At 60.4% G+C, this 24,824-nt stretch carries 18 protein-coding genes and 5 pseudogenes; 11 read left to right on the top strand and 12 right to left on the bottom strand.

The genetic code is table 11. From position 1 onward, the window contains the following. Positions 1–100 precede the first annotated feature (100 nt). The 5 genes and pseudogenes from JFV30_RS15710 to JFV30_RS15690 all read right to left on the bottom strand — a co-directional run bounded on the left by JFV30_RS15710 (position 101) and on the right by JFV30_RS15690 (position 5,723). Positions 101–1,105, bottom strand: coding sequence for an ABC transporter substrate-binding protein (locus tag JFV30_RS15710; RefSeq protein ID WP_010171963.1), 1,005 nt, complete (start codon positions 1,103–1,105; stop codon positions 101–103). A 13-nt stretch (positions 1,106–1,118) separates the two neighbouring features. Beyond that, entirely contained in the window at positions 1,119–2,462 is a 1,344-nt protein-coding gene (locus tag JFV30_RS15705) for an LLM class flavin-dependent oxidoreductase (RefSeq protein ID WP_201126206.1), read from the bottom strand. Positions 2,463–2,475: 13 nt separating this feature from the next. Then, positions 2,476–3,431, bottom strand: a pseudogene (locus JFV30_RS15700) (ABC transporter substrate-binding protein). 102 nt (positions 3,432–3,533) lie between these two features. Then, positions 3,534–5,117 (bottom strand): rhodanese homology domain-containing protein, encoded by a 1,584-nt coding sequence (locus JFV30_RS15695; protein WP_201124538.1) that lies wholly within the window; start codon positions 5,115–5,117, stop codon positions 3,534–3,536. Further along, positions 5,114–5,723: pseudogene (locus JFV30_RS15690) on the bottom strand (cysteine dioxygenase). The gene JFV30_RS15695 and the pseudogene JFV30_RS15690 overlap by 4 nt, the downstream one beginning before the upstream one ends. Before the next feature lie 219 nt (positions 5,724–5,942). On the opposite strand from JFV30_RS15690, the gene JFV30_RS15685 reads away from it, so the two are divergent. Together JFV30_RS15685 and JFV30_RS15680 are read left to right on the top strand one after the other, a co-directional pair. After that, positions 5,943–6,848 (top strand): LysR family transcriptional regulator, encoded by a 906-nt coding sequence (locus tag JFV30_RS15685; RefSeq protein ID WP_010171952.1) that lies wholly within the window; start codon positions 5,943–5,945, stop codon positions 6,846–6,848. 107 nt (positions 6,849–6,955) lie between these two features. Next, a pseudogene (locus JFV30_RS15680) lies at positions 6,956–7,749 on the top strand (class II aldolase/adducin family protein). Positions 7,750–7,790: 41 nt separating this feature from the next. On the opposite strand, the pseudogene JFV30_RS33675 reads toward JFV30_RS15680, so the two are convergent. The 4 genes and pseudogenes from JFV30_RS33675 to JFV30_RS15660 form a co-directional block, all read right to left on the bottom strand. Then, positions 7,791–10,255, bottom strand: a pseudogene (locus tag JFV30_RS33675) (TonB-dependent siderophore receptor). Positions 10,256–10,373: 118 nt separating this feature from the next. Then, on the bottom strand, positions 10,374–11,363 hold the full coding sequence (locus tag JFV30_RS33520) for a FecR domain-containing protein (protein WP_342215121.1): 990 nt from the start codon (positions 11,361–11,363) through the stop codon (positions 10,374–10,376). A gap of 5 nt (positions 11,364–11,368) precedes the next feature. Further along, entirely contained in the window at positions 11,369–11,878 is a 510-nt protein-coding gene (locus tag JFV30_RS15665; protein ID WP_010171944.1) for a sigma-70 family RNA polymerase sigma factor, read from the bottom strand. A gap of 118 nt (positions 11,879–11,996) precedes the next feature. Further along, positions 11,997–13,084 (bottom strand): annotated as a pseudogene (locus JFV30_RS15660) (LLM class flavin-dependent oxidoreductase). Between the two features lie 250 nt (positions 13,085–13,334). On the opposite strand from JFV30_RS15660, the gene JFV30_RS15655 reads away from it, so the two are divergent. The 4 genes from JFV30_RS15655 to JFV30_RS15640 all read left to right on the top strand — a co-directional run bounded on the left by JFV30_RS15655 (position 13,335) and on the right by JFV30_RS15640 (position 16,641). Continuing rightward, positions 13,335–14,198: an ABC transporter permease gene (locus JFV30_RS15655; protein ID WP_201124537.1), complete on the top strand. Its 864-nt coding sequence runs from the start codon at positions 13,335–13,337 to the stop codon at positions 14,196–14,198. 1 nt (position 14,199) lies between these two features. Next, the gene (locus tag JFV30_RS15650; protein ID WP_010171938.1) at positions 14,200–14,967 is read left to right on the top strand and encodes an ABC transporter ATP-binding protein; all 768 of its coding nucleotides are present in this window, start codon (positions 14,200–14,202) and stop codon (positions 14,965–14,967) included. After that, entirely contained in the window at positions 14,960–15,949 is a 990-nt protein-coding gene (locus JFV30_RS15645; RefSeq protein ID WP_201124536.1) for an ABC transporter substrate-binding protein, read from the top strand. The genes JFV30_RS15650 and JFV30_RS15645 overlap by 8 nt, the downstream gene beginning before the upstream one ends. A 68-nt stretch (positions 15,950–16,017) precedes the next feature. Continuing rightward, positions 16,018–16,641, top strand: a complete 624-nt coding sequence (locus JFV30_RS15640) for a hypothetical protein (protein WP_010171934.1) — start codon at positions 16,018–16,020, stop codon at positions 16,639–16,641. On the opposite strand, the gene JFV30_RS15635 is transcribed toward JFV30_RS15640, so the two are convergent. The 3 genes from JFV30_RS15635 to rfaH all read right to left on the bottom strand — a co-directional run bounded on the left by JFV30_RS15635 (position 16,593) and on the right by rfaH (position 17,874). After that, positions 16,593–16,940: a hypothetical protein gene (locus JFV30_RS15635; protein ID WP_201124535.1), complete on the bottom strand. Its 348-nt coding sequence runs from the start codon at positions 16,938–16,940 to the stop codon at positions 16,593–16,595. The genes JFV30_RS15640 and JFV30_RS15635 overlap by 49 nt on opposite strands. Then, the gene (locus tag JFV30_RS15630) at positions 16,937–17,245 is read right to left on the bottom strand and encodes a phosphomannomutase (protein ID WP_242487092.1); all 309 of its coding nucleotides are present in this window, start codon (positions 17,243–17,245) and stop codon (positions 16,937–16,939) included. Before JFV30_RS15630 ends, JFV30_RS15635 begins: the two co-directional genes overlap by 4 nt. Before the next feature lie 119 nt (positions 17,246–17,364). Then, on the bottom strand, positions 17,365–17,874 hold the full coding sequence (gene rfaH / locus JFV30_RS15625) for a transcription/translation regulatory transformer protein RfaH (RefSeq protein WP_201124534.1): 510 nt from the start codon (positions 17,872–17,874) through the stop codon (positions 17,365–17,367). A gap of 233 nt (positions 17,875–18,107) precedes the next feature. On the opposite strand from rfaH, the gene JFV30_RS15620 reads away from it, so the two are divergent. The 5 genes from JFV30_RS15620 to JFV30_RS15600 all read left to right on the top strand — a co-directional run bounded on the left by JFV30_RS15620 (position 18,108) and on the right by JFV30_RS15600 (position 24,824). Then, positions 18,108–18,548 carry a low molecular weight protein-tyrosine-phosphatase gene (locus JFV30_RS15620; RefSeq protein WP_169389399.1) on the top strand — a complete coding sequence of 147 codons (441 nt, stop codon included), beginning with the start codon at positions 18,108–18,110 and terminating at the stop codon, positions 18,546–18,548. Positions 18,549–18,592: 44 nt separating this feature from the next. Continuing rightward, the gene (locus JFV30_RS15615) at positions 18,593–20,821 is read left to right on the top strand and encodes a polysaccharide biosynthesis tyrosine autokinase (RefSeq protein WP_201124533.1); all 2,229 of its coding nucleotides are present in this window, start codon (positions 18,593–18,595) and stop codon (positions 20,819–20,821) included. A 127-nt stretch (positions 20,822–20,948) separates the two neighbouring features. Continuing rightward, positions 20,949–22,220, top strand: a complete 1,272-nt coding sequence (locus tag JFV30_RS15610) for a DUF6369 family protein (RefSeq protein WP_201124532.1) — start codon at positions 20,949–20,951, stop codon at positions 22,218–22,220. Beyond that, positions 22,217–23,677 carry an oligosaccharide flippase family protein gene (locus JFV30_RS15605; protein ID WP_201124531.1) on the top strand — a complete coding sequence of 487 codons (1,461 nt, stop codon included), beginning with the start codon at positions 22,217–22,219 and terminating at the stop codon, positions 23,675–23,677. Before JFV30_RS15610 ends, JFV30_RS15605 begins: the two co-directional genes overlap by 4 nt. A gap of 61 nt (positions 23,678–23,738) precedes the next feature. Further along, a complete protein-coding gene (locus tag JFV30_RS15600; RefSeq protein ID WP_201124530.1) occupies positions 23,739–24,824 on the top strand; it encodes a polysaccharide pyruvyl transferase family protein in 1,086 nt (361 codons plus the stop codon).

Genomic DNA, 24,824 nt, shown 5'->3' with positions numbered 1-24,824 from the left:
CCGCGCTGGGCTGCGAAGCAGCCCCATCAATCGGGAGACAAGCCCCCTCACCACAGCAAACCCGCCCCCACATGGGTTATTCGGCGTTTTCGAAGGCGGGTTATATCGGCAGCAGCTTGAACTGCCGATCCCATAACGGGCTGACATCCAGCCGCTCGCTCAACACCCCGGCGTTAAAGAACAGATCCGCCACTTCCTGCTGCGAAGCGATGGCCTGGTCGTTCACCTCAATCACGCTGTAGGGCTGGCTGCGGTTGTTGTAAACGTCGAGGAACACCGCTTTATCCACCCCCAGCAACTTCGCTGATTTCTCGGCCCAGGGCTCGGGGTTGTTGTTCATCCATTCCAGGGTGCGCGCCTGGCGTTGCAGGTAATCCTGGATCGCCTGTTTGCGCAGCGGGTCTTCCAGGGCAGCGGGGCGGGCGCCGATCAGGTAGTTGCCGGAGAGGTAGCCGAGGGCGGTTTTCAACACCCGGGCACCGCTGCGGAATTTCGCCAGTTGGATAAACACCCCGTAGATCACCCAGGCGTCCAGCTGGCCGCTCTGGAACGCACTGAAACCATCCTGCGGCGTCAGTGCCACGGGGGTGATGTCGTTGAACGTCAGCCCTTGTTCCTTCAAGGCTTTGATCAAGAAGTAGTGGGACGTGGTGGAGCGCACGTAGCCCACACGTTTTCCTTTGAGCTGGGCGATGGATTCAATTTTCGAGTCCTTGGGAATCAGGATCACCTGGTTATTCACGTCGCCTTGCAGCACCGCGATCAGCTTCGGTTCGCGGTGGCTCTGGATCGAAAAGATCGGCGGGATCTCGCTCATGCCGCCAATGTCGAGGCTGCCCGAGGCCAGCGCTTCGACGATCAGGTTGCCGCCGGCAAACTCGGCGTAGTCGACCTTGTAGGGGGTGTCGGAGGTGCCGGCGTCGTCGGTGAAATATGAGTCCTGGCCACGGTAGGTGGCGACGGCGAGGGTCAGGTCCGAGAGCTTCGCCGGCCCCGCAAAAGCCCGTGGCACCAGCGAGGCGAGGCCCAGTGCGCCCAGGGCAATCGAACTGGCGCCCAGGAAGCCGCGACGATTGAACTGTCCCTGTTTGATCGTGTTCGTCATGGTCGTGCCCTGGTCAGATGGCGAGCTGTGTGGGTTGGGTTTCAAAGGCGGCGCTGTAGCGGTTGGCCGGTACGTCGAGGCCCAGGTTGTCGCGCAGGGTGACGCCGCTGTATTCACTGCGGAACAGGCCGCGCTGTTGCAGCACCGGCACCACCAGCTCGGTGAAGTACTGGAGGCCATCCGGCAGCAGTGAATTGATGATGAACCCGTCGGCAGCGCCGGCTTCGAACCAGGTCTGGATCGCGTCGGCGACTTGCTCCGGGGTGCCGACAAAATCCCGCTTGGGCCGGGAGAACCGCAGGGCCACTTCCCGCAGGGTCAGGCCCTCGTCGCGGGCCAGTTGCTTGATGCGGTCGGAGCCGCCTTTCTGGCTGTTGGAACCCAGGTCGCCGAGTTCCGGGAAGGGTTCGTCCAGCGGGTACTGGCTGAAGTCGTGGTCGTTGAACGGCCGGCCCAGGGCGACGATGGCATCCTCGACGGTTACCAGGTCCACCGCTTGCTGATAGCGGCTTTCCACCTCGGCCTCGTCGCGGCCCACAATCGGCCGGATGCCCGGCAGGATCGACAACTGATCAGGGGCACGGCCAAAACGCCGGGCGCGTTTTTTCAGGTCCTGGGCGTAGGCTTTTGCCTCGTCGAAGGTCTCGGCGTGGACGAAAATCGCGTCGCTGTTTTCGGCCGCAAAATTGCGCCCGTCCTCGGAGGTGCCGGCCTGGAAAATCACCGGTTGGCCCTGGCGCGAGCGGGCGATGTTCAGCGGGCCCTTGACCGAGAAAAACTCGCCTTTGTGCTTCAGCGCGTGCAGCTTGCCGGGCGTGAAGAACTCGCCGCTCTGCTTGTCGTAGGCGAAGGCATCGTCTTCCCAGGAATCCCACAGGCCCCTGACCACGTTTACGTGCTCCTTGGCGATGCGGTAGCGCACGGCATGGGGCGGGTGCTCGGCCTTGCCGAAATTGTCGGCGGTGCCGCTGAGCCACGAGGTGACCACGTTCCAGCCGGCGCGGCCGCCGCTGATGTGGTCCAGCGAGGCGAACTGGCGCGCCACCTGGAACGGTTCGGTGTAGCTGACGGTGACGGTCGCCACCAGGCCGATATTCGAGGTCAGGGCCGCCAGGGCTGAAAGAATGGTCAGTGGCTCAAAGCGGTTGAGGTAGTGCGGGCTGGATTTTTCATGGATATGCAGGCTGTCGGCGATGAACACGAAATCGAACTTCGCGCTTTCAGCCAGTTGCGTCTGGTGTTTGTAGAACCCGAAGTTGACGCTGGCATTGGGTTGCGCCTGCGGGTGGCGCCATTCGCCCCAGCCGTGACCGACGCCGTGCACCATGGCACCGAGTTTCAGTTGGCGTTTGCTCATGATCGATCTCCTGTTAGCGGGAAGCTTGGGTGAGGGGGCACGCTTGGCGTTGAAGCTCTTGTCGAAGCCTTGGGAGACGTCGATGTGTTTGGTCAGCAGGCCTTCTTCCTGGTAGATGTCGGCGGTGGTTTGCAGGCCGCTGATCACCGTGTCGTCAATCGCGACCGGCTGCATGTGGGTGGCGTTGGCGACGGCCACGTGCACCTCCAGCGGCAAGCCGGTGATTTTCGCCATGGCCGCGGCGAATTCCTGCGGATGCTCGTTGCTCCAGCGGTAGGCACGGTCGACCCGGGCGACAAAGTCATCCAGTTGCACGCGCTTGTCGGCGATCGCCTTGCTGGTGGCGGCGAGGTACAGGTGATTGCTCAGCAGGTTGTTGCCGCTGGCAAGGACCCTGGCCTGGCTTTGGGAGGTGACGACGGTGGTGTAGGGATCCCAGGTGGACCAGGCATCCGCTGTCCCGTTGTCCAGTACCAGGCGTGACTCGCTGGGCAGCAGGAAGATGAACTGCACGTCGTGGGTAGACAGGCCGGCGCTGCGCAACGCCTTGATCGCCAGGAAGTGCCCGATGGAGCCACGGGTGGTCACGATGCGCTTGCCCTTGAGGTCGGCGAGGTCGTGGATCGGGGAGTTCTTGGGCACGATGAGCGCGGTGGTGTTGCGGCCTTCGGCGTGGATGATGCTGACCACCTTCAACGGTGCACCGGCACCGAGGGCGAACACATAAGGCGCATCCCCCAGGGCGCCGATGTCCACGGCGCCGGCGTTGAGTGCTTCGCCCAACGGCGCGGCGGCGGGGAATTCGGACCACTGGATTTCGTAGGGCACATCCCGGGTTTCGCCAGCGACTTCCAGCAGGGCCTTGATGGTGGATTTCTGGTTGGCCACCCGCAGGGGTTGCAGGTCGGCGGCCTGGCAGGTCGCACCCAGGGTGAGGGCGGCCAGTAATAGGGCGAGGGTAAAGCGCATCGGGCGTGCTCCAGGCTAAGTCTTGCGTTCAGTCACCTCCGCCTGGAGAAGGGGTCGGCTGGTAATGGGAAGAGGAGCGAGCAGGCTCGCTCCAGGTGGGGTTCAGATCACATAGAACCCATGGGTACCGTCGCGGGCAAGTTGGTCCACCAGGCCGAACTCCCAGTCGAGGTAGGCCTGCATGGCTTCCCGCGGGTTGTCGGTGCCTTCATACGGGCGGCGGTAGCGGTCGATGCGGGGCGAGGCGAGGCGGGTTTCGCCTTCTTCCAGGGGCAGTTGTGCGGCGATCCAGCTGGCGGTGCCGTCCTGCAGCAGGAACACTTGCTTGCCGGTCAGTGCTTCCACTTCGGCTACCGCGAGGCGCGCCAGTTGGCTGCTGCCGCAGGTCAACACGTAGCGTTCGGCGGCGGGTACGTTGCGCAAGGCGTCGGGCAGTTGTGCGCGCAACGCCCACCACGCACCGGGAATGTGGCGCTTGACGTAATTGGCGCTGCTGGTGAAGTCCAGCACCGCGGTGTCGCCGTGTGCCTGCCACTCGGCCAGGGTCCGGGGGCTGATCAGTTCGGCCTGTTGCGGTGCCGGAACGGGCGCGACCCAGGCACCCTGTTCGCTGAAGTGCGCGGGTTGCAGGTCATCCAGCACATGCACTTCCCAGCCCAGTTGCGCGAGCCAGGAGGCGGACATATTGGCCCGCACACCGTCGTCATCCGCCAGCACCAGCCGGGCGCCACGCACGCTGGCGACGTGATCGGTTTCCTGTACCAGTTGGCCGCCGGGTGTAGAGCGCGCGCCGGGCAGGTGGCCGGCTTCGAATTCTTCCGGGGTGCGTACGTCGAACAGGTAAGTGGTGCGTGTCGCTTCCTGCTGCCAGCGGTGCAGATCGGCGAGGGTGGCGCGGCCTACGCGGGCCTTGTCGGCGACTTGGCGGGCGTCCCTGGCGGCAATCTGGCGATGTTCTTCTGAGGTCGGCGCAAAGCGTCGGGCCTGGCCGTGTTGCAGCGTCTGCCCGGCCAGGGTCCAGCCGATGGTGCCGTTGCGCAGGGCGGACACCGGGTTGGCGATGCCGGCGTTGATCAGTGACTGGGTGCCGATGATGCTGCGGGTGCGCCCGGCGCAATTGACGATGATGCGGGTGGCCGGGTCGGGTGCCAGTTCACGGGCGCGCAGCACCAGTTCAGCCCCCGGCACGCTGATGCCGGTGGGAATGCTCATGGTCTGGTATTCATCAAAGCGGCGGGCGTCGAGCACCACCACGTCGGCGTTGCTGTCGAGCAATGCCTGCACTTCTTCAGCCGCCAGGGACGGCGTGTGGCGCTGGCTTTCCACCAGCTCGCCGAAGGATTTGCTGGGTACGTTGACGTCGATAAACAATTCGCCGCCGGCGTTGCGCCAACCGTCCAGGCCGCCTTCCAGCAGGCTGACCCGGGTGTAGCCGAGGGCATCCAAACGCTGGGCGGCGATCTGCGCCAGGCCTTCACCGTTGTCGTACACGGTCACGTGGGTGTCCAGGCGCGGAATGCGCGAATACACCTCCAGCTCCAGTTTAGACAGCGGGATATTCGCGGCGAACAGCGGGTGGGATTCAGCGAAGGGCGCTTCCTCGCGCACATCCACGAGGGCGACTTCTTCATGGTCCAGCAGGGCCTGGCGAATCTGGGCGAAGGTGCGGTTCGATGCAGTACTCATAGGGCAGGGCTCTCTTTGGACAAATCCCAGATGTTCGGGAGAAAGGCGTTGGAATAACCGGAGATAAACAGTTTCTCGCTGCCGTCCGGCTGATACACGGCACGGCGCACGGCACCGATATTGGCGCCGTACACGTGAATGCTGATGGACACCTTGGTCGTCGAAGGCATTGCTGACTTGATGGATGTCACCGATCTTTGGCGACACGGCTTCCACCTGGCCGGGTTCCAGCTGGATGGGTTTTCCATCCGGGATCAACGCGCCCTCGGCGTTGCGCTCAAACCCCTGGGAATACTCGGCGCCGCGCAGCATGCCGATCAGCCCCCACACCCGATGGTCATGGATCGGCGTGGTTTGCCCCGGTCCCCACACAAAACTGACAATGCTGAAGCGCTGGCGCGAATCGGCGTGCAGCAGAAATTGTTGATAACGCTCAGGGTTGGGTTGGGCAAATTCGTCCGGCAGCCAGTCATCGTGGCTCACCAGTTGCGCCAGCAGCTTGCCGCCGCGGTGCAGCAGGTCACCTTCGCGAGGGTTACCGTCGATCAATTCCGCCAGGGCGCCAATGAATGCTCTGAGTCTCTCCGGGTGTCGGGCCTGGGTCATGACAATTCCATCGTGGGTGGTTCGTGGTGATGGGTTTATCTAAGCATAATGTTTATAGTTAATATGCTATTTTTTAATGATTAGGTTATAGCGGAAAGTAATTTAGAACCGGTTTGAATAGCGTTAGACGTTATCGATCGGCTGGCGGGCTATCCAGCCACCGTTTATGGAACTATGCTTTTCACACATCTTAATGACTGTTCTCTATGTGCGGCCCAAATGAAAATTGACGATATCGATGCCTTTGTCGAAGTGATTCGTTGCCAGTCCATCAGCCACGCCGCCGAGTCGTTGCAACTGACCCAGCCGGCGATCACCCGTCGCGTGCAGAACTTCGAGCAGGCGCTGGGGGTGGAGTTGTTCGACCGCAACACCAAGCCGCTCAAGCCTACTTTGATCGGTACGCGGGTGTATGAACAGTGCCGTTCGATCCTGCGGGAAATGGACGCCCTGCGCGAACTGGTCGCCACCGACGCACCGCCCACCGGCCTGCTGCGCCTGGGCGTGCCGCAAACCATCGGCGACGTGGTGCTGCTGGATGCCCTCAAGCACCTGCGCAGCGAATACCCCGAGCTGCGGGCCCAGGTGGCCACCGGTTGGGGTAGCCAACTGGTGGGCAAGATCGAGCGCGGTGAACTGGACGCAGCGGCGGCGCTGTTTCCGGCGGGCAAGATCTTCCCGGACAACATCGTCGGCGAGTCCATCGGCAAGATGGAACTGGTGGTGGTCTGCGCCAAGGCCCAGCTGCCGAAGAAGCCGTGCAAGCTGGCCGATGTGTATCAGAGCGGCTGGATCCTCAACCCGGATGGCTGTGGCTTCCGCGCCGGGTTGCAACGCACCCTGTCGGACCAGGGCCTGGCCTTGCGGGTCAACCTGGAGACCTTTGGCACCGAGCTGCAACTGGGCCTGGTGGCTGACGGCCTGGGCCTTGGCCTGGTGCCACGCCCGCTGCTGGAACGCAGTGCCCATCGCGATCAATTGGCGGCCATGCCGCTGAAGGATTTCAAGCCAGTGATGGACCTGTGGCTGATCTACCCGCACTTCCTCGGCAACCTGCAAGGGCCGGTGGATGCCTTTGGCAAGCTGGTGGCGACGTCGTTGCACAAGATCCGGAACGCGGCGTGATATGAAAAAAAATAATAATTAGCTTAGATTAAAATGTGCTTTTTATTATTTTTTGGCATCCCCTAGGCTTGCCTGGAAGTCCTTAAGGCCATCCAGGAAGTTTTGCCATGAGCAGCGTCACCTCGATCTCCAGTGTCTCGAACAACGTCCGCCAGCGGGTTACCCCGGAAGAGTGGGAGGTGCGCGTCAAGCTGGCGGCGGCCTATCGGCTGGCGGCCTTGTACAAGTGGACCGACCACATCTACACCCACTTCTCCGCCCGTGTGCCGGGGCCTGAGGAGCATTTTCTGATCAACGCCTATGGGCTGTTGTTCGATGAGATCAGCGCTTCCAATCTGGTCAAGGTGGACATCGACGGTACGATTGTTGATGACCCTACCGGCCTGGGTATCAACTACGCGGGCTACGTGATCCACAGCGCCATCCACGCGGCCCGTCATGACCTGCAAGCGGTGCTGCATACCCATACTCGCGACGGTATTGCGGTGTCGGCGCAGAAGGACGGGTTGTTGCCGATTTCCCAGCATTCCATCGGGTTCTCCGGGCGCGTGGCGTATCACGGGTATGAAGGCGTGGCCCTTGACCTGGACGAGCGTGAGCGGCTGGTGGCGGACCTGGGGGATAAGAGTGTGATGATCCTGCGTAACCATGGGCTGCTGACAGCGGGGGTGAGTGTCGAACATGCGTTCCAGCAACTGCAGGGGCTGGAGCGGGCGTGCAATATCCAGATCGCGGCGCAGGCGGGGGGAATGCCGAGTTGATCTTTCCGCCGGCCGAGGTGGTGGCCAAGGTGGAGAAGCAGGCTGAGGTGTTCAAGAGCGGGGATGGGCCCGGTGTGGCGCGGCACTGGAATGCGCTGATTCGGCAGTTGGAGCGCAGCGATACCGACTACAAGAACTGATCGGTGCGGTGAGAGAGACTGCTCTCTCACCGCAGGTCGGGTCAGAAGCTGTACTTGGCGGTCACCGAGAAATTGCGCGGATCGCCATACACATCATACGGACTCCAGGTGCTATTGCCGGCGATGCCCTGATAGTACTTTTTGTCGAACAGGTTGTTGACGTTCAGCCGGGTATCGAGGTGTTGATTGACCTTGTAGGCCACCATCAATCCCACCAGTGCATAGGCCTCCTGTTCGATATGGTAAGGGCCGAAACTGGAGTTGCTGCCCTTGTTGAACATGCTGCTCTGGCTATACAGGTTGGCGCCGACACGCCACTGATTCAGCTCCCCTGGCAGGGTGTACACGGTGTTCAACTTGAACATGTGGCGTGGCAGGTCGGTGTCGAACAGACGGCCTTCCTTGGTGCGGTCGGCGTCCTTGCGGTACTTGGCCTGGGCGAAGGTGTAGCCGGCGCCTACTTGCCAATCAGGGGTCAGGGCGCCGATCAGTTCCAGGTCGATACCCTGGCTGCGGACCTTGCCGGCGGCTTCGTAGCAGGACACACCGTCGTTGCTGCGCGCGCACTGGGACTGGTTGTCGAGCAAGGCCGCGCGGTTTTCCTGGTCGATCTGGAAGAGCGCGGCACTGGCATTGAGCGCGCCGCCGAAGTATTCACCCTTGATACCTATTTCGTAGTTCTTGCCTTCGATCGGCTTGATTACCGAGTTGTCGTTGGCGACCTCGCTTTGCGGCATGAAGATGTCGGTGTAGCTGGCGTAGACCGAGTGGTGCTCATCCACTTCATAGATCACACCCGCGTAGCGCGTCAGGTTGCGGGTGACCTTGTACTGGCTGTTGGTGTAGTAACCGTCATTGATCTGGTTGTAGATCGAGGTGGTGTCATACCAGTCCAGGCGTGCGCCGAGGATGACTTTCAGCGGGTCGGTGATGCTCCAGCGGGTGGTGATGTAGAGACCTTCCTGGTCGACTTTTTCATTCAGGTCGTAGCTGTCCGGCACAGTGGGCTTGGGTACGCTGCGGGGGTTGAAGTTGATGATGTCGGCCACTGGAATGAACATGTTGCCGCCCTTGCCGCTGGTCTTGAGTTGGCGCTTGCTGGCACCCACCACCAGTTCATGCTGGCGCCCCAGCAGGCTGAACGGCCCGCTGGCGTATGCGTCATAAGTGGACTGATCGTAGTTGCGGGTCTGGTTGAACACCCGTTGCTGATAAGCGCCGTAGTGTTCCAGTACGGCACCGGTCAGCGCGAAGTCAGACCAGTTCTTTGACGCGGCCAGGTGCAGGCGCCAGTCATTGTCGAAACGATGATCCAGCTCGGCAAATACGGTTTTGTTGTCGATGTCCTGGTGGCTCCAGCTGTATCCAAAGGTCTTGGAGCGGGAAAAACTGGCATGGCTGCCGTCGCTGTTGACCGGTAACCCACCCCAGTTGATGTTGTTGTTATCGTTCTGGTCCGACGCTCCCAGGGTCAGGGTGGTGCTGTCGCTCAGGTCGAACTCGCTGATGCCGTAGAACACCCCCGTTCGCGGCCGGCGTAATCCTGGAAGCTGTCCTTGTCCTGATACGCCCCGACAAACCGTCCACGCACGCTGGCGCTGTCGTTGAGAGGGCCGGACACGTCCAGCTCGGAGCGGTAATTGTCCCAACTGCCGGCGCTGCCCGTGACGCTGGCCTGGAACTCCCGCGTCGGTCGCTTGCGCACCATGTTGATGGCCGCGGACGGGTTGCCTGCACCTTGCATCAGCCCGGTGGCGCCGCGCACGATTTCCACGTGGTCGTAGGGCGCCATGTCGGCAGCGGCTACCCAGTCGGCGTTGTAAGTGGTGGGCAATCCGTCGAACATCAGGTTGTTGATGGGGAAACCGCGGGAGAAATACTCACTGTTGGCCGGCCGTGCTGCGGACATGCGCAGCCCTGGGGTGGCTTGCACCACATCGTCGAGGCTGCGCATGCCCTGGTCGTCCATGCGTTGACGGGTGATGACGGTCACCGACTGCGGCGTTTCACGCAGCGACAGCGGCAGCTTGGTGGCGGTCTGCATCGAGCCGGTGGCGTAGGAACCGGTATTTTCCGTGGTAGCACCCAGCCCCGTGGCATTGATATTGGTGGCACCGAGCTCCAGGGCACCCTTGCTTTCGGCCTGGGGCACCAGTACATAGCTGCCGTTGGTTTGCAGCGCGGCGGTGTAACCGCTGCCCGCCAGAATCCGCGCAAAGCCTTGGGCTACTGTGTAGGCACCCTCGAGGCCCGGGCTGTTTTTGCCGGCGGTCAGGCTCGCGTTGGCGGAAACCGCAATGGATGCTTGCAATCCGAACTGGCCCAGCACCTGGTCCAGCGGCCCTGCGCCGACCGCGAAGTGGATCTGCCTGTCCGCCGTTTGCGCCAGGGCGACCGGTGCTAGCACGCTTTGCGCAAGTACCGCACCGCTGAACAGGACCAGGCTGAGGGTTGATGCACAGCGATGATTGCTGCTGCGTGGGCGAGGGGCGGAGCGGTCGTTCATGGCAGGTTTCCGGAGTCAGGAGGAGGGCTTTCCCGCCACTGCAATGAGCGGGATTCGCCCATAAGCCAAACGAGAATGAAAAACCTGCCGCTTTTTTCAGTTTATTTTCACGACAGGCTCATCGCGTGGTGAGGGTGACCCAATAACGGGTGCGCTGTTGTACCTTCACCGGCAGGCTTTGTTCGAGCATTGCGAAGATCTGCCCAGGGTTGTTCAGCGGGTAAGAGCCGCTCAGTCGCAAGTCCGCGACTGCCGGTTCACAGCGCAAAATACCGGGCAGATAGCGGGTCAGCTCCTGCGCGAAATCCGCAAGTCGCATGCGTTCGGCCACGATGAATCCGTCGATCCATGCCGTTTCGTTCAGGCTGGCCGGTTGTGCCGGGTAGACGCGAGTGCTGCTGATCCAGGCCTGTGAGTGGGCGTCTACCACCAGCGCCTCGCCCCCTGCCTTGAGGCTCGCCGCGACCCGGCCGCTGCTGACGGCGACCCGGGTTCCGCGGCCATCGTCTTCGCGGCGCACAGTGAAGCGCGTGCCCAACGGTTGCAGGCGCGCTTCGGCCGTGTACACCAACAAGGGGCGCCGGGCGGGGTCGCTGGCGGTGAGGATGTCGACTTCGCCTTGACGCAGGGTCAGGCGGCGTTCCTGGGCATCGTATTGCGCATCCAGCAGCGTTCGGGTGTTAAGCCAGATTTGTGTGCCGTCGCTCAGGGTGTGGTGGCGGCGTTCGCCGGTGGCGGTGTGGTAGTCGGCCAAGGCGCTTTGAACCCAAAAGCTGTCGCTGGCCTGCCAGGCGGTACCGCCCAACAAGCCGGCACCCAACAGGATTTTCAGCACCTGGCGACGATCACGCTCCAGGGTTCGGGTCTGTTGCAAGGTCTGGCGTGTCAGCGGAGTGCTCAGTTGCTGGCTGCGCCGTTGCAACTGTTGGGTGAGGGTAGTGAAGCGTTGCCAGGCGCGTTCGTGTTGGGGATCGGCCTGGCGCCACTGTTGCAACTGTTCCTGCTGCTGCGGGCTGATTTCACCCGATTGCGCCAGGGTGAACCAGGCGACAGCCTGGTCACGCACGGATTCGGGGATGGGGTGTTCTTGAATATCCTGAACCGACACGGCGCTTACTCGAACTGGCTGGCGTAGCACAGCGTGAATGCCTTGCTCATGGACTTTTGCACCTTGTCGACACTCAGGCCCAACTGGCTGCCGATCTGCTTGTAGGTCAGCCCGTCGAGCTGCGACAGCAGGAAGATTTCGCGCATGCCGGCGGGCATTCCGTGCAGCAGTTCATCGACTTCCACCAGGGTTTCGATCAGCAGGTATTTGTCTTCCGGCGATATCTCCAGCGCTTGTGGTTGCTCGGCCAACACGTGTTGGTAAGCGCGTTCCACGGCCTGGCGGCGCCAGCGGTTGATCAGCAGGCTGTTGGCGATGGTGGCGAGGTAGGCCAGGGGCTGGCGCAACTCATTGACCGGACGCCGCGCACCGATGATTCGCACGAACGTGTCCTGGGCAAGATCATCGGCATCGGCGGTTTCGTGCAGACGTTTGCGCAACCAGTTTTTCAACCACCCACTGTGTTCAAGGTAGAGGTGTTCGACGTCCTGTTCGAAACTGCTGCGGTTGTTCATGGAGTGCAGGTGCCAGCTAGTGATTGATAATTATTCTCAACTTTAGCGTGGCGAGAGGGTTGGATGCAATCAGCGATTTTCTCTGCTGGAGCTGCGTGGGCAGCTCCCGCAGGTGGTGTCAGGCGACTTTTTCAGCCGCCTGCCGCTCCCGTTCAGCCACCAACTGGCGAGTCAGCGGAATCAGCCGCTTCCCATAGTCGATCGCATCATTCAGCGGATCAAACCCACGAATCAAAAAGGTCGTGATACCCAGGTCGTAGTAGTCGAGCAGGGCTTCAGCCACCTGATCAGCCGTGCCCACCAGCGACGTCGAATTCCCCTGGGCCCCCAGCAACCCGGCAATCCCGGTCCACAACCGCTTATCCAGACGCGACCCCTGGGCCGCCGCCGCCAACAACCGACGCGACCCTCATTCGGCGGCTCCCGCCTCACAAACCCATTCTTCTCAGCCAACGCCGTCGCCTGCTCCAGGATGCGATCCGCACGCTCCCACGCCAGCGCTTCCGTCTCCGCCAGGATCGGCCGCAACGACAAACTGAAGCGAACCGTACGCCCATGTTTGGCTGCCTCAGCGCGCACCTGAAAGACCACTTCCTTCACCTGCTCGTAGGTCTCACCCCACAGCGCATACACATCCGCATGCTTGCCCGCCACCGCAATGGCGGCTGCTGAAGACCCGCCAAAATACAGCGGAATATGCGGCTGCTGCGGTGACTTCACCGTGGAAAACGCGCCCTCGTACTGGTAGTAAGTGCCGTGATGGTCAAAGGGTTTTTCACTGGTCCATTCCTGGCGCACCACGCTCAAGTATTCGTCGGTGCGCGCATAGCGCTCGTCCTTGTCGATATGGCTGCCGTCGGCCCGCAGTTCACGGTCATCGCCGCCGGTGATGATGTGCACGGCGGTGCGCCCACCGTTGAACACATCCAGCGTGGCGAATTGCCGGGCGGCGAGGGTGGGTTGGGCAAACCCGGGTCGATGGGCAATCAGGAACTTCAATTTGCGGGTCACGCTGGCCGCGTGGGCGGCGATCAAGGTGCTGTCCGGGCTGTTGGAGTGGAAGGCCACCAGGGCGCGGTCGAAGCCGGCCTCTTCGTGGGCGCGGGCCACGGTTTCCACGTAGTCGGGTTGCAAGGTCGGGCCGCTGCGAGGGTGGATCTCCGAGGCGTGGTGGCCGCCGATATAGCCGATAAATTCGATGCTCATGGTCAGTCCTTGTTGAGGGCAGGAATAAAGCTGGTATCGAAAATAGGGGCAGTGCCCGGGCCTGTAAAATGCCGATTGGTTCTATCCTAATTATAAAAATACAGAATCATATTTTTATATAGATATCAGTAATGCGCATTTTAATCGCATTAGGTTATTCCCAAATAGAATTTCACTGAGGTTTTTTATGCGAATAGCATGAAACCGCAGCGGCGCTCCTGGCCGTGTTCTTGATGAGGAAGGAAGCCCGATGACTGAAAAGTCCCTTAACGCCAGTTCGTTTTCCGTCGACAAGGCCGAGGGTCACGCCGGGGTTGCATCCCGGTTGATTCCGCGCTGGCTGCGCAACTGGCGCACCCCCGACGTGCTGCTGCGCCTGGTCAGCCCGATTGTGTTGCTGCTGCTGTGGGAGCTGGCCTCCGAGCTGGGCTTTATCCCGGCGCGGGTCATCGCCGCGCCGTCGCAGATTGGCGGCACCTTGTGGGCAATGATCGTCTCCGGCGAGTTGGGCAAGCACTTGTTGGTGTCGCTGCAACGGGCACTGCTGGGCTTGAGCATCGGTGTGAGTATCGGGGTGGTGGCGGCGCTGATCACCGGGCTGTCCAGGCGTGGCGAGGTGATCCTCGACTCACCGATGCAGATGCTGCGTACCATCCCGTCCCTGGCGCTGGTGCCGTTGTTCATCCTCTGGTTCGGTATCGGCGAGTTCACCAAGATCGCGCTGATTGTCACCGGCACCACCTTTCCCGTTTACCTCAATCTGTTCGCCGGCATCCGCAACATCGACCCCAAATTGATCGAGGCCGCCAACACCCTTGGCCTCAATCGTCGCGAGCTGATCTGGCATGTGATCCTGCCGGGCTCGTTGCCGTCGTTTTTTGTCGGCCTGCGCTATTCCCTGGGCATCTCGTGGCTGGCCCTGGTGTTCGTCGAGCAAATCAACACCACCGCCGGCATCGGCTACCTGGCCAGTGATGCGCGCGACTTCATGCGCACCGACGTGATCGTGATCTGCCTGCTGATCTACAGCGTGCTGGGCCTGCTGATCGATGGCTTGATCCGCACCCTGGAACGTTTTGCCCTGGCCTGGCGCCCATCGTTTGTGAGGAACTGACATGTCGACTCTCGAAGCTTCAGCAGCACCGGTGCAGTTGCGTAATGTGGTGCGCCAGTTCGGCCAGCAGCGGGTCATCGATGGCCTGGACCTGGACATCGCCCCCGGGGAGTTTGTCGCGCTGCTGGGCGCCAGCGGTTCCGGCAAGACCACCTTGCTGCGCAGCCTCGCGGGCCTGGACAGTATCGACAGCGGCCAACTGCGCGTGCCCAAGGCTCGGGCAGCGGTGTTCCAGGAGCCGCGGCTGATGCCGTGGAAGCGCGCCTGGAAAAACGTGATCCTCGGCCTGCGGGTGCCCGACGCCAAGGCCCGTGCGGTGCAGGCCTTGACGGAAGTCGGGCTGGCCCATCGGCTGGAGGCATACCCGGCAACGCTGTCTGGCGGTGAGGCCCAGCGTGTGGCATTGGCCCGTGGCCTGGTGCGCGAGCCCAAGCTGCTGTTGCTGGACGAACCCTTCGCCGCCCTGGATGCGCTGACCCGCATCAAGATGCATCGCCTGATCATCGAACTCTGGCGCAAACACACGCCGGCCGTGTTGCTGGTGACCCACGACGTCGACGAAGCGATCCTGCTGGCCGACCGTGTGATCGTGCTGGCGGACGGCAAGATTGCCGAGCAACTGAGCATCGATCTGCCCCGCGCACGGGACACCGGGCAGGACGGTTTCCAGGCGATTCGTGCACGCTTGCTGAGCCTGCTGGGCGTGGAAGTAGACGCCCCGGCCGCACAGCCCGCCAGTGCCAGCGTGCGGCGGTTTGCCCATGGTTGAGTTCAGAACGGTTTTGCTGCTGGCAGCGGCGCTAGTGATGGGCGGCTGTGACAAAGCCGCCGAAGCCCCTGAGTCCGCTTCGGCGTTGTCCGGCGTGACCTTGATCCTCGGTGACCAGGCCAAGGGCTTGCGCACCGTGGTGGAGGCCTCTCACGCCCTGGACGGCATCGACTACAAGGTTCAGTGGGCCAACTTCCAGGGCGCCGCGCCGCTGTTCGAAGCGTTGCGCGCCGGCGCCGTAGACCTCGGCCCTGCGGGTGATACGCCGGTGCTGGCGGCCGCGACCGGGGGCACGCCATTGCGTATCGTCGCCGTGCGTCGCAGCCAGGCACGGAGTATTGCGATCCTGGTGCCGCCCGATTCCTCGATCCACAGCGTGGCAGACCTCAAAGGCCGCAATGTGGTGGTCTCGTCCGCCCGTGGCAGCATTTCCCAGTACCTGTTGATCCGCGCCCTGGAGAATGCCGGCGTGGATGAAAAGGACGTCAACGTCGGCTTCGTCCTGCCCACCGATGCGTTGCCTGCGTTCAATGCCGGCAAGATCGAAGCCTGGGCTACCTTCGGGGTGTATCAGGCGTTCGCCGAGCAAAAGGGCGCTCGGGTGCTGATCAGCGGGGAGGGCATCAACACCGGCCTGACCTTTATCACCGCCTCCGATGAGGTGCTGGCCGACCCGTTCAAGCGAAAGGCGTTGAGTGACGTCCTGCAGCGTTTCGCCAAGGCCTTCGAGTGGGCGCAGCAGAACCCCGAGGAATACGCGCGGGTGTTTGCCAAGGTCAACGATATTCCGCTGGAGGTTTCACAGTTGCTGCGCAAATGGGGTGATGAGTCGCTGTTGCCGGTCGAGGAACAGGACGTGCAGGCGTTGCAGCAGGTGGATGATTTGTTTGTGGAAAAGAAGATTTTCCCGCACCGGGTAGAGGTGCAGGCATTGACCGATACCGAGGTATTTTCGCCGCAATCGTTGGCTGCCGCGCCCTGAAGTCGTTGTGTTTTTCCCGGGTCTGAGGTCTCATGGGCCCGGGAAAACTTGCGGGTAGGGAACAGCACGTGATACGGGAAGAACTTGCGCAATACGGCGGTATCACCGTCATGATTCCGGCCGCCGTGGTGATCGCCGTCTGGCTCTGGTATTCCCGGCCCCAGGCGGTCAAGTGGTGGCTGATGACGATCGCGTGCACCTATTCCATCGTGGCGTTCAGCAAATTGCTGTTCAAGGGCTGGGGCGTGTCGCTCCAACACCTTGATATTGCCGTGCTCAGTGGTCACGCCATGAATACCTCGCTGATGGTGCCTGTGGCGATGAGCCTGGTGGCGCGCCGCATCAATCCCGATTGGCGCTGGCCCGCGGCTATCGCCGGAATGTTGGTCACCGGCTGGTTCAGTGCGTATTGCGTCGCACCCTATATTCATCCGCTCAACGAGGCGCTGGCCGGGGGCTTTTTGGGCGGGATGGCGGCGCTGGCGTTTCTATGGCGCCTTGAGGTGGTTGAGGTGCGGGTTTCCCCGTCGTTGATCGGTGGGGGAATGGTGATTCTGTTGTTAAGTGCGATGGTGCCCAAGTACAACGCCGAGAAGCTGCTCAACCATGTGGCGGTCGCCGTTTCCGGGGCCGACCAGGCCCATCAGGAACCTTCCTGGCGGGCCGCTCCCACGCCGCTGAACGCCGAGTAAGTGGCCAGGTCCATGGCCATGTTGCTTTCCACCAGCAGCCCCAGCAGCATTGTCTGGGAGTTGAAGCGCCGGGCATCGCCACGGCGCTGAGCACGCTTCATCTGCTTGAACAGCGTATCGGTAATGTCCAGCGGCGAGTTGCCGCGCAAATGATCCAGCCAGCGGGACATGACCTGGGTGTTGCGCGCATAGTGCTCGGTCGGCAGGTGTTCGTTGGGCGCCAGGCCCACAAAACCTTCAAAGGCGGTGGTTAGCCCCTTCAGTGCATAGGCACGTTTCAAATCCCCATAAATGCTCATGGTCGCTCCTCGGTGCAGGAGATATTGGCCAGTAATTCGGCGGTCTTGACCTGCATGAAATGGCTGTCGCCGCGGCTTTCCACACACAGGCAAACGGACAAGGGATTACTCACCTGTAACTTGAAGCGCCAGTCGGCGAATACCATTGAAAGCCCGGCACAGGATTCATCGCTGTCCAGTGAATGGCTGGCGTATAACACCTGCATGCGTTCTACAACGGTGGTTGAACTATTAACGTTGACGTGGATGTTTCCCGAAGAAGGAAACAGGCCGATACGCTCTACCAATAGCTTTGAAGTTTTCATGGCTGTTCCTCGCTGTTTATTCAGGTATTACTCTATTCTGAAGAGGCGAAAAAGTAAGGCGATGTTATTTTTAGTCTGTTAGTAAGTTGGTGGTTATTTTTGGTCTGTTTAGCGGGATATCAGCAAGTTTCCTGAACTCGGCTGACGTCGGTTAAAGGCAAACTGATGCGCTGTTCCCGTTGCAGGAAGTTCATCAGCAACACCACCCGTTGCTCACCGTCCATGGCCAGGAAGACCGCCTCCAGTTCGGCAAACGGGCCTTCATGGATACGCACGCTTTCGCCCGGCTTCAGCAGGGTGGCCACCACGGCCTGATGGTCGCGCTCCTGGAGCTCGTCCACCAGCGCATCGCTGATGGGCAGCGGGTGCGCGCCGAACCCGACGACCCGCGACACGCCACGGGTCGAACGCAGTGAGCTCCAGCTGTCCTGCAGGCTCATTTGAATAAACAGGTACCCGGGAAACAGTGATTCGCGGGTGGTCCTTCGCTGGCCCTTCAACAGCCGTTCGCGTTTATAGGTAGACCGAAAGCAGGTATAGCCCTGGCGCTGCAGATGCTCCTCGGCGCGCTCATCCTGCCGGGATTTGCACTGGACCAGATACCAGGCCTTATTGGCATTTGCGCTCATGGGGCGTCCCTCTGTCTATATAAAACGATATGGCATGGTTGTTTAATTTAAAGCCGATGAACGCTGCAAAGTCACGAATGTTATAAATTGTCTGGTTAGTCGTACATGGAACCGGGTGCTGTTATTTTTCGTCCAAAGATAATTTTGGGTGAGGTCAAAGTTCCGTGGTACTAAATACTGCCGTGAAGTTACTAGTTGTTTCATGGGTAATGGATGCCCCGGGGAATATCGCCTTGTTTAAAAGAGTGTTGATTGTCTGTATTGGCAATATTTGCCGTAGTCCCACCGCGGAAAGTCTTTTGCGTGGCGCACTCGCGCGCTCCGATATCAAGGTCAGTTCTGCAGGTATTGCCGCGTTGGTCGGCAAGCCGATTGAAACCACCGCGCGTGCGGTACTCGAAGCCCATGGCCATCCAGCCGACGAGCACCAGGCCACCCAACTGGCGCCACAGGCGATCAGCGACGCCGACCTGATCCTGGTGATGGAACGACAGCACATCAGTGCCGTACTCAGCATGGCTCCCGAGGCACGAGGCAAGGTCTTGCTGCTGGGGAAATGGCAAAACGAGCGAGAGATCAGCGACCCCTACCGTCAAGGGAAAGCTGCTTTTGTGCACGCGTATGCGTTGATCGAAGAAGCCGTAAACGCATGGGCGCAGCGTCTCGCACGCTGATCGCCACTACTTTTTGAATCGAAATAAGGCTAAGAATCCGACTTATGCAGCAAGCGCCAGCAGTCACCGCACGGGAAGACGAAAACGAGGAGATCGATCTCCTCGGTCTGTTTGGAACACTGATCGACCACAAGTGGTTGATCGCCGCGGTTACCGGCGCCTTTATGGTGACGGGCGCCGCGTATGCGGTGTTGGCGACCCCGGTCTACCAGGCGAGTGCCCTGTTGCAGGTCGAGGCGAAAAAGAACGACTTGCTGGGCTTCTCGGACATTGGCGGCATGCTGGGCAAGGAGTCTCCCTCGGCCACCGAGATCGAGCTGATCCAGTCCCGCTACGTGATTGGCAAGACCGTCGATAACCTGAAACTCGATATCGTCGTGCAGCCGATGTACTTCCCGGTGGTCGGTGAATTCCTCGCGCGCCGCTTCCAGAAGAGCAATCCCGGTGCACTCGCCGAGCCGTTGCCGGGCCTGGACAGTTTCGCCTGGGGCGGCGAGTCGCTGAAGATCTTCAAGCTGGATTTGCCGGACGGGCAACTGGGCAAGAAGTTGACCCTGACCGTGGGTGACAACGCGCATTACACCCTGGTGGATGAAGATGACCAGGTGCTGGCAGCCGGTGAGGTCGGGCAGCCGTTCGAGCAAAATGGCGTCGCGTTTCAGATTGAAGCGCTGCGGGCCAAACCCGGCACCCGTTTCCGGGTGATCCGTAATGCGCGCCTGACCAGCATCCTCGACTACCAGGAGAGCCTGGATGTGGTCGAGCGCGGCAAAGAGTCGGGCATGATCGGGCTGGCGCTGGAAAGCACCGACCCGGATCAGGCGATCAAGATCCTCAATCAGATCGCGGCCATTTATGTGCGGCAAAACGTCGAGCGCACCTCGGCTGAAGCGGCGCAAAGCCTGGCGTTTCTCAAGGAGCAACTGCCGGAGGTCAAGAAGGACCTGGAGAAAGCCGGCAAGGCCTTGAATGAATACCAGACCCGCAGCAAGTCGGTGGACATCACCCTCGAGACCAAGGCCATCCTCGACCAGATCGTGGGGCTCGATACCAGCATCTCCGAGCTGAAGCTGCAGCAGGCCGAGATGGACCGCAAGTTCACCCGCCAACATCCTGCGTATCGCGCGTTGCTGACCCAGATCGGCGAATTGACCAGCAAGCAGCAAAGCCTGGCGAGCCGGGTAGAGAGCCTGCCTTCCACCCAGCAGGAACTGCTGAGCCTGACCCGGGACGTCGAGGTGGGTACGGCGATTTATACCCAACTGCTCAACAAGTCCCAGGAGCTCGACGTGATGCGTGCGGGCACCGTGGGCAACGTGCGGCTGATCGACACCGCCGACGTCAATTACCTCAAGCCGATCAAGCCGAAAAAGATCCTGATCGTGCTGATCGCGACCCTGCTGGGCGGCTTCCTCGCGGTGGCGCTGGTGCTGCTGCGCAAGGCGCTGAACCGGGGTCTGGAAAGCCCGGAAGCCATCGAGCAACTGGGCTTGCCGGTGTATGCGTCGATTCCCTACAGCACGTTGCAAAAGGTCGAGGAAGACAAAATCACCCGGGGGCGTGGGCGTACCGATGCGGGGTCTTCATTGCTGGCCATCAGTCACCCTACGGACCTGGCGGTGGAGGCCTTGCGCAGTTTGCGCACCAGCCTGCACTTCGCAATGCTTGAGGCGCCGAATAACCGGATCATGATCTCGGGCCCGAGCCCCGAGGTGGGTAAAACCTTCGTCTCGGTCAACCTGGCGGCGGTCATCGCTCAAACCGGGCAGCGCGTACTGTTGATTGACGTGGATATGCGCCGAGGCTACCTGCACAAGGTGCTGGGTGTGTCCGCCAAGGATGGGCTGTCCGACATCCTCTCCAATCAATGCACGCTGGAAACCGCCATTCACAACACCGGCATTGAAAACCTCGACCTCATCAGCCGCGGGCAGATACCGCCCAATCCTTCTGAGTTGCTGATGCATCGCAACCTGACCGAGCTGTTGTCCCAGGTCAGCGAAAGGTACGACCTGGTGATCCTCGATACGCCACCTCTCCTGGCCGTGACCGACGCGGCAATTGTGGGACGGCAATCGGGGACCAACCTGATCGTCACGCGCTACGGCTTGAACCCGGCCAAGGAAATCGAACACACCATGCGCCGGTTTGCCCAGAACGGCATCGTGCTGAGGGGCGCCATTTTCAACGGGGTCGAGAAGAAAGCCTCCGCCAAATATGGCTATGGCAACTACGGGTATTACCAGTACGAGTACCAGGCTGATCGAAGCTGATTCCAGTCGTTACGCACCATCGTCCCAGGAAGTTTCAGCAGGATAGACGTCACGTTTTCAGGAAATGAACGAAAAATCCTGGGGCGGTAGCGTGCCAAATTCAAATCAGCATAAAGAATACCCAGCCATGTTTTACCTGTTATCCCTTATCGCGCTGTCAGCGGGTTTGCTTGCCGTCAAAAGCCCAAAGCACTCAATCGTGCTGTTTGGGGTGATGCTGTCGGTGATTCCTACCGGCAACTCCTACAGCGAAATAATCTCGCTCAAGGGCATCTTCTTCTTTGACTTCTACATCGTGGGCGGGCTGGGTGCGTTGCTGATCAGGCAGGTGCTGACGCAGAAGAGCCAACTGACGGCGCCGGGCGCGCTGCTTTTTGGCTGCGGGCTGTATGTGGTGTTACTCGCCTGCGGCCTGCTGGAGTCCTCGAACAAGTACCTGCTCAAGGATGTTCGGCCTTTCATCATGATCCTGTCGTTTATCGTGCTGGCGAATATCGCGACCCTCGCCGCGAAAACCCTGAAGCTGAAAACGGTGCTGATGCTGTTGATCGCGATGAGCGCATTCAATGTGCTGGACATCGCCTGGTTGCGGTTGGGGCTGTACAAGTTTCAGGACGTCTATTACGAAGAAAACGCCTATCGATACCTGGATGGGGGCACCTACGCAGCCGTTGCCTACCTGATCTATTACTTCATCGATCCACGCCTGTTTGACCAGCAAAAAAAGCTCGCACGCCTCTGCCTGGCGACCTCGCTTATCTGTTTGTTTATCGCCAACTCACGGTTCATTTTTGTGTCGGTGTTTGCGGCGATCATCATTCACCAATACCAAAAGCCTGCGCGCATGATCGGTGTCGCCCTGGCAGGGGCGGTGGTGCTGATGGCGTTTATCGGCATCAGCACTATGATCGGTGCCGATCGAATCAATGACGGTTTGTCGTCTGAAGGCATGGCCGCGCAACTGGCCACGCGCTTCAGCCCCGCGTTGGAGTTGATCCGGGGCATGAACCCCATGCACTACTTTGTGGGGTTGGGAGCAGGGACGCCGTTCGAGATTCCCTGGTTTGAATACCGTGGCCTGGATGACAAGAACTCGAATATCGACAGTGCCTACCTGACCTACTTTGTTAAGTACGGGCTGATCGGGCTGTACCTGTTGTATGTCTTCATCACCTCGATTACCCAGCACATGAACAGCCGGGTAGCGGTCTCGATCGGCATCTTCCTGGGCGTGATGTTCATCGTGTCGGCCACGCCTTATCAGCCGTACGCCATCGGCATCGCGTATGGCGCCATTGTCCTGCGGGTGTGTGCCGAACACACCGCCAGGCAACGCAAAAAAAGCCTCAACCCTCGCCAGCCGCTGATAACCACGCCCTTGCAGGTGAATGCCGGATGAACAGCACACTGTTGAAAAAATTCGTGTCCAGTACGGCATGGAGCTTCATCTCCGCCGTCGCCACCAAAGTGTCGGTGGTGATCACCGGCATCCTGGTTGCGCGTGTATTGGGCGCGCAATCGTTTGGCGAGTACGGCCTGATCCAGAGCGCGATCGTGATGCTGGCCAACGTCGCCGCCCAGGCCACCACCACGGCGACGGCCAAGCACATTGGGCAGTTCAAGGACACCAGCCCCGAGAAGACCGGCAGGGGCATCGCGCTGACGCTGATTTTCTCGGTTTTTTTCAGCGCGATGATCATCGGGACAGCGCTGTTTTTCCCGGATTTCTTCTCCAGCGTCATCCTGGGGACAGACAGCCTGAACGCGGCGTCGCTGATCGTGTTGTGCACCATCACGCTGATTATTTTGTCGGGCTGGACCCAGGGCTGCCTGACCGGCTGGGGGCAATACCGCTCGATTGCGACGATCAACGGAATCATCGCCATCGTTGCGATCCCGGCCACGTACGGCCTGACCATCCAGTTCAGGCTTAACGGCGCGCTGCTGGGGTTGGCCGGGTCTCAATTGATGATCGTGTTTTTCAGCGCGCTGGCGTGCTGGAAAATACTGAAGGCGCAGAACACCACGCTGAGTTTCAAGGGCGCGATTGCAGAAAAGCACGCGGTGCTTTCGGTTGGCCTGCCGGTGTTGTTAACCGGGTTGATGGTCGCGCCGATGAACTGGTTCGCGAACAAGTTATTGGCGCAAACCACTAACGGACTTGCTGCCCTCGGCATGTACGCCGCCGCCATGCAGTGGAACGCGATCTTTTCCCATGTTTCCGTGGTACTGGGCTCGGTACTGGTGCCGATGCTGGCCGCCGCGCTGGGCGGCAAGTATCGCAAGTTGGACGCCTTGAACTTTCTGTCGGGCTGGTTAGTGGTGTTGGTGATTATCCAGCCGGTGATCATGTTTCCCGAGTTATTGGCGAAGCTTTACGGGAGCAGTTTCCTGGGCCGTGATTTTGAAGTGACGTTGGTGCTGGTGATTCTTGGCTCGCTGCTCAGTGCCTTCAAGTCCGGCATTTCTAGAAAGATGATCGTGATGAACCTCGCCTGGTTCAGCGTCATGAGCAACGTGTTGTGGGGCCTGTTATTCATCGCCGGGGCGTTCTGGTTGCGGGAAGAGGGCGCCGTCGGGATTGCCAAGGCATTCATTGGCTCCCAGTTCATCCACTTCCTGCTCGGCCTGCCGTACTTCGTCTACAAGAAAATACTCCCTTTGGAGTTGCTGGTTTCTCCCAGGATATTGATCTTGTGGACATTGCCTTTTGTCAGTTTTATCTCAAGTGCGTACGTTGAAAGTATGGTCTATCGATTGATGATACTGGCGTTGATATTTATCTACATTCTCGCAACAACATTCGCTTTGAATACCGTGTTTAACGACCCCGTGGAAAATGGAAGCCCAGCATGAATGTCAGCAAAGTATATATCCGGGGGCATACGGTCCTGGTAATTTGGGTGATGACGTATTAATGCTCTGCGTTATCAATATTCTGAAAAAACGCTTTAAAGAATCGGATATTGCCGTGGGTGTCGATCATCCGGAGATCGCCCGGAACTTCAACCCGCGTATCAAGTGGCTGCACATCAAGGAGCCGATCAAGGCCGACCTGGTGGTGTTGGGGGGCGGGGGCCAGTTCTTCTCGTTCATCCCGCCGGCCAAAGCCGCCACCGCCCGTCAGGGCATCGTGGCGAAGCTGCACAAGAGCCTCAAGGCGCAAACCGACCTGAAGTCCACGCTTCTGCGCTTGTATGTAGGCATGCGCGGCGGCGTCGACAGGATCTATTTCCACCGTCGTCTGGCGGCGTTCTGTATCGGCCTGGGCCCGTTTGATGGCGGTGGCAAGTTGCTCGACCGCGCGGTCAGCGTGATCAATCGCTGCGACTACATCTCCGTGCGGGACGGCACCAGCCAGCAGCATTGCAACACTTTCGGCAAGACCGACGTCGAGGTGTACACCGACCCGAGCCTGCTTTCCGAGCTGTGGATCTCCAGCAAAGACCTGGAGATCGGCAGCCTGAAGAAGGGCAAGTACCTGTCCTTTATCCTGCGCGACTGGCCCCACGACGCGAACGGGCAGCAGTTCATCAAGGCGATGGTGCAAGCCGCTGAAGAGCTGGCCAAGCGCGGCGAGCAGGTGCGTCTGGTCTCGCTCTACAAAGAGCGGGACCAGCACCTGATCGACAAGTACCACCGGTTCGAATGGTTGTGCTGGGACGCGGCTGGCGACACCCCGGAAACGTTCATGGCGAAATTGATTGTCGAGTCCGACGTGATCATCAGCGCCCGTGCACACGGCGTGCTGCTGCCGGCTTCCCTCGGGTTTCCCACCATCGCCGTTGCCATCGAGAACAAGCTGAAGAAAGTTCATGAAATGTTGCCTCAAGGCACCCGGTTGGTCAGCACCCCGGACGCTGAGGTGATCATGTCGACCATCAGCGAGTTCAGACAATCCAAAACGCAGATGGCCGAGCACCTCAAGCAGGAGATCGCGCAGCGGTCGTCCCTGGCACAAAAAGCGGTCGACGACTTTTTGAAGTGGGTCGATGAAAAATAG

This window comes from Pseudomonas sp. TH32 (assembly GCF_016650855.1).
Classification (GTDB): Bacteria; Pseudomonadota; Gammaproteobacteria; order Pseudomonadales; family Pseudomonadaceae; genus Aquipseudomonas.
The sequence above is the reverse complement of the archived record's forward strand: the minus strand, read 5'-3'. Positions and strand labels throughout refer to the sequence as shown.

Excerpts from the sequence above, each read along its gene's own strand:
- JFV30_RS15705 (WP_201126206.1), bottom strand. The coding sequence starts at position 2,462 with ATGAGCAAACGCCAACTGAAACTCGGTGCCATGGTGCACGGCGTCGGT.
- JFV30_RS15610 (WP_201124532.1), top strand. The coding sequence starts at position 20,949 with ATGTTTTACCTGTTATCCCTTATCGCGCTGTCAGCGGGTTTGCTTGCC.
- JFV30_RS15650 (WP_010171938.1), top strand. The coding sequence starts at position 14,200 with ATGTCGACTCTCGAAGCTTCAGCAGCACCGGTGCAGTTGCGTAATGTG.
- JFV30_RS15655 (WP_201124537.1), top strand. The coding sequence starts at position 13,335 with ATGACTGAAAAGTCCCTTAACGCCAGTTCGTTTTCCGTCGACAAGGCC.
- JFV30_RS15685 (WP_010171952.1), top strand. The coding sequence starts at position 5,943 with ATGAAAATTGACGATATCGATGCCTTTGTCGAAGTGATTCGTTGCCAG.
- JFV30_RS15695 (WP_201124538.1), bottom strand. The coding sequence starts at position 5,117 with ATGAGTACTGCATCGAACCGCACCTTCGCCCAGATTCGCCAGGCCCTG.
- JFV30_RS15600 (WP_201124530.1), top strand. The coding sequence starts at position 23,739 with ATGCTCTGCGTTATCAATATTCTGAAAAAACGCTTTAAAGAATCGGAT.
- JFV30_RS15665 (WP_010171944.1), bottom strand. The coding sequence starts at position 11,878 with ATGAACAACCGCAGCAGTTTCGAACAGGACGTCGAACACCTCTACCTT.
- JFV30_RS15645 (WP_201124536.1), top strand. The coding sequence starts at position 14,960 with ATGGTTGAGTTCAGAACGGTTTTGCTGCTGGCAGCGGCGCTAGTGATG.
- rfaH (WP_201124534.1), bottom strand. The coding sequence starts at position 17,874 with ATGAGCGCAAATGCCAATAAGGCCTGGTATCTGGTCCAGTGCAAATCC.
- JFV30_RS15710 (WP_010171963.1), bottom strand. The coding sequence starts at position 1,105 with ATGACGAACACGATCAAACAGGGACAGTTCAATCGTCGCGGCTTCCTG.
- JFV30_RS15635 (WP_201124535.1), bottom strand. The coding sequence starts at position 16,940 with ATGAGCATTTATGGGGATTTGAAACGTGCCTATGCACTGAAGGGGCTA.
- JFV30_RS15630 (WP_242487092.1), bottom strand. The coding sequence starts at position 17,245 with ATGAAAACTTCAAAGCTATTGGTAGAGCGTATCGGCCTGTTTCCTTCT.
- JFV30_RS15605 (WP_201124531.1), top strand. The coding sequence starts at position 22,217 with ATGAACAGCACACTGTTGAAAAAATTCGTGTCCAGTACGGCATGGAGC.
- JFV30_RS15615 (WP_201124533.1), top strand. The coding sequence starts at position 18,593 with ATGCAGCAAGCGCCAGCAGTCACCGCACGGGAAGACGAAAACGAGGAG.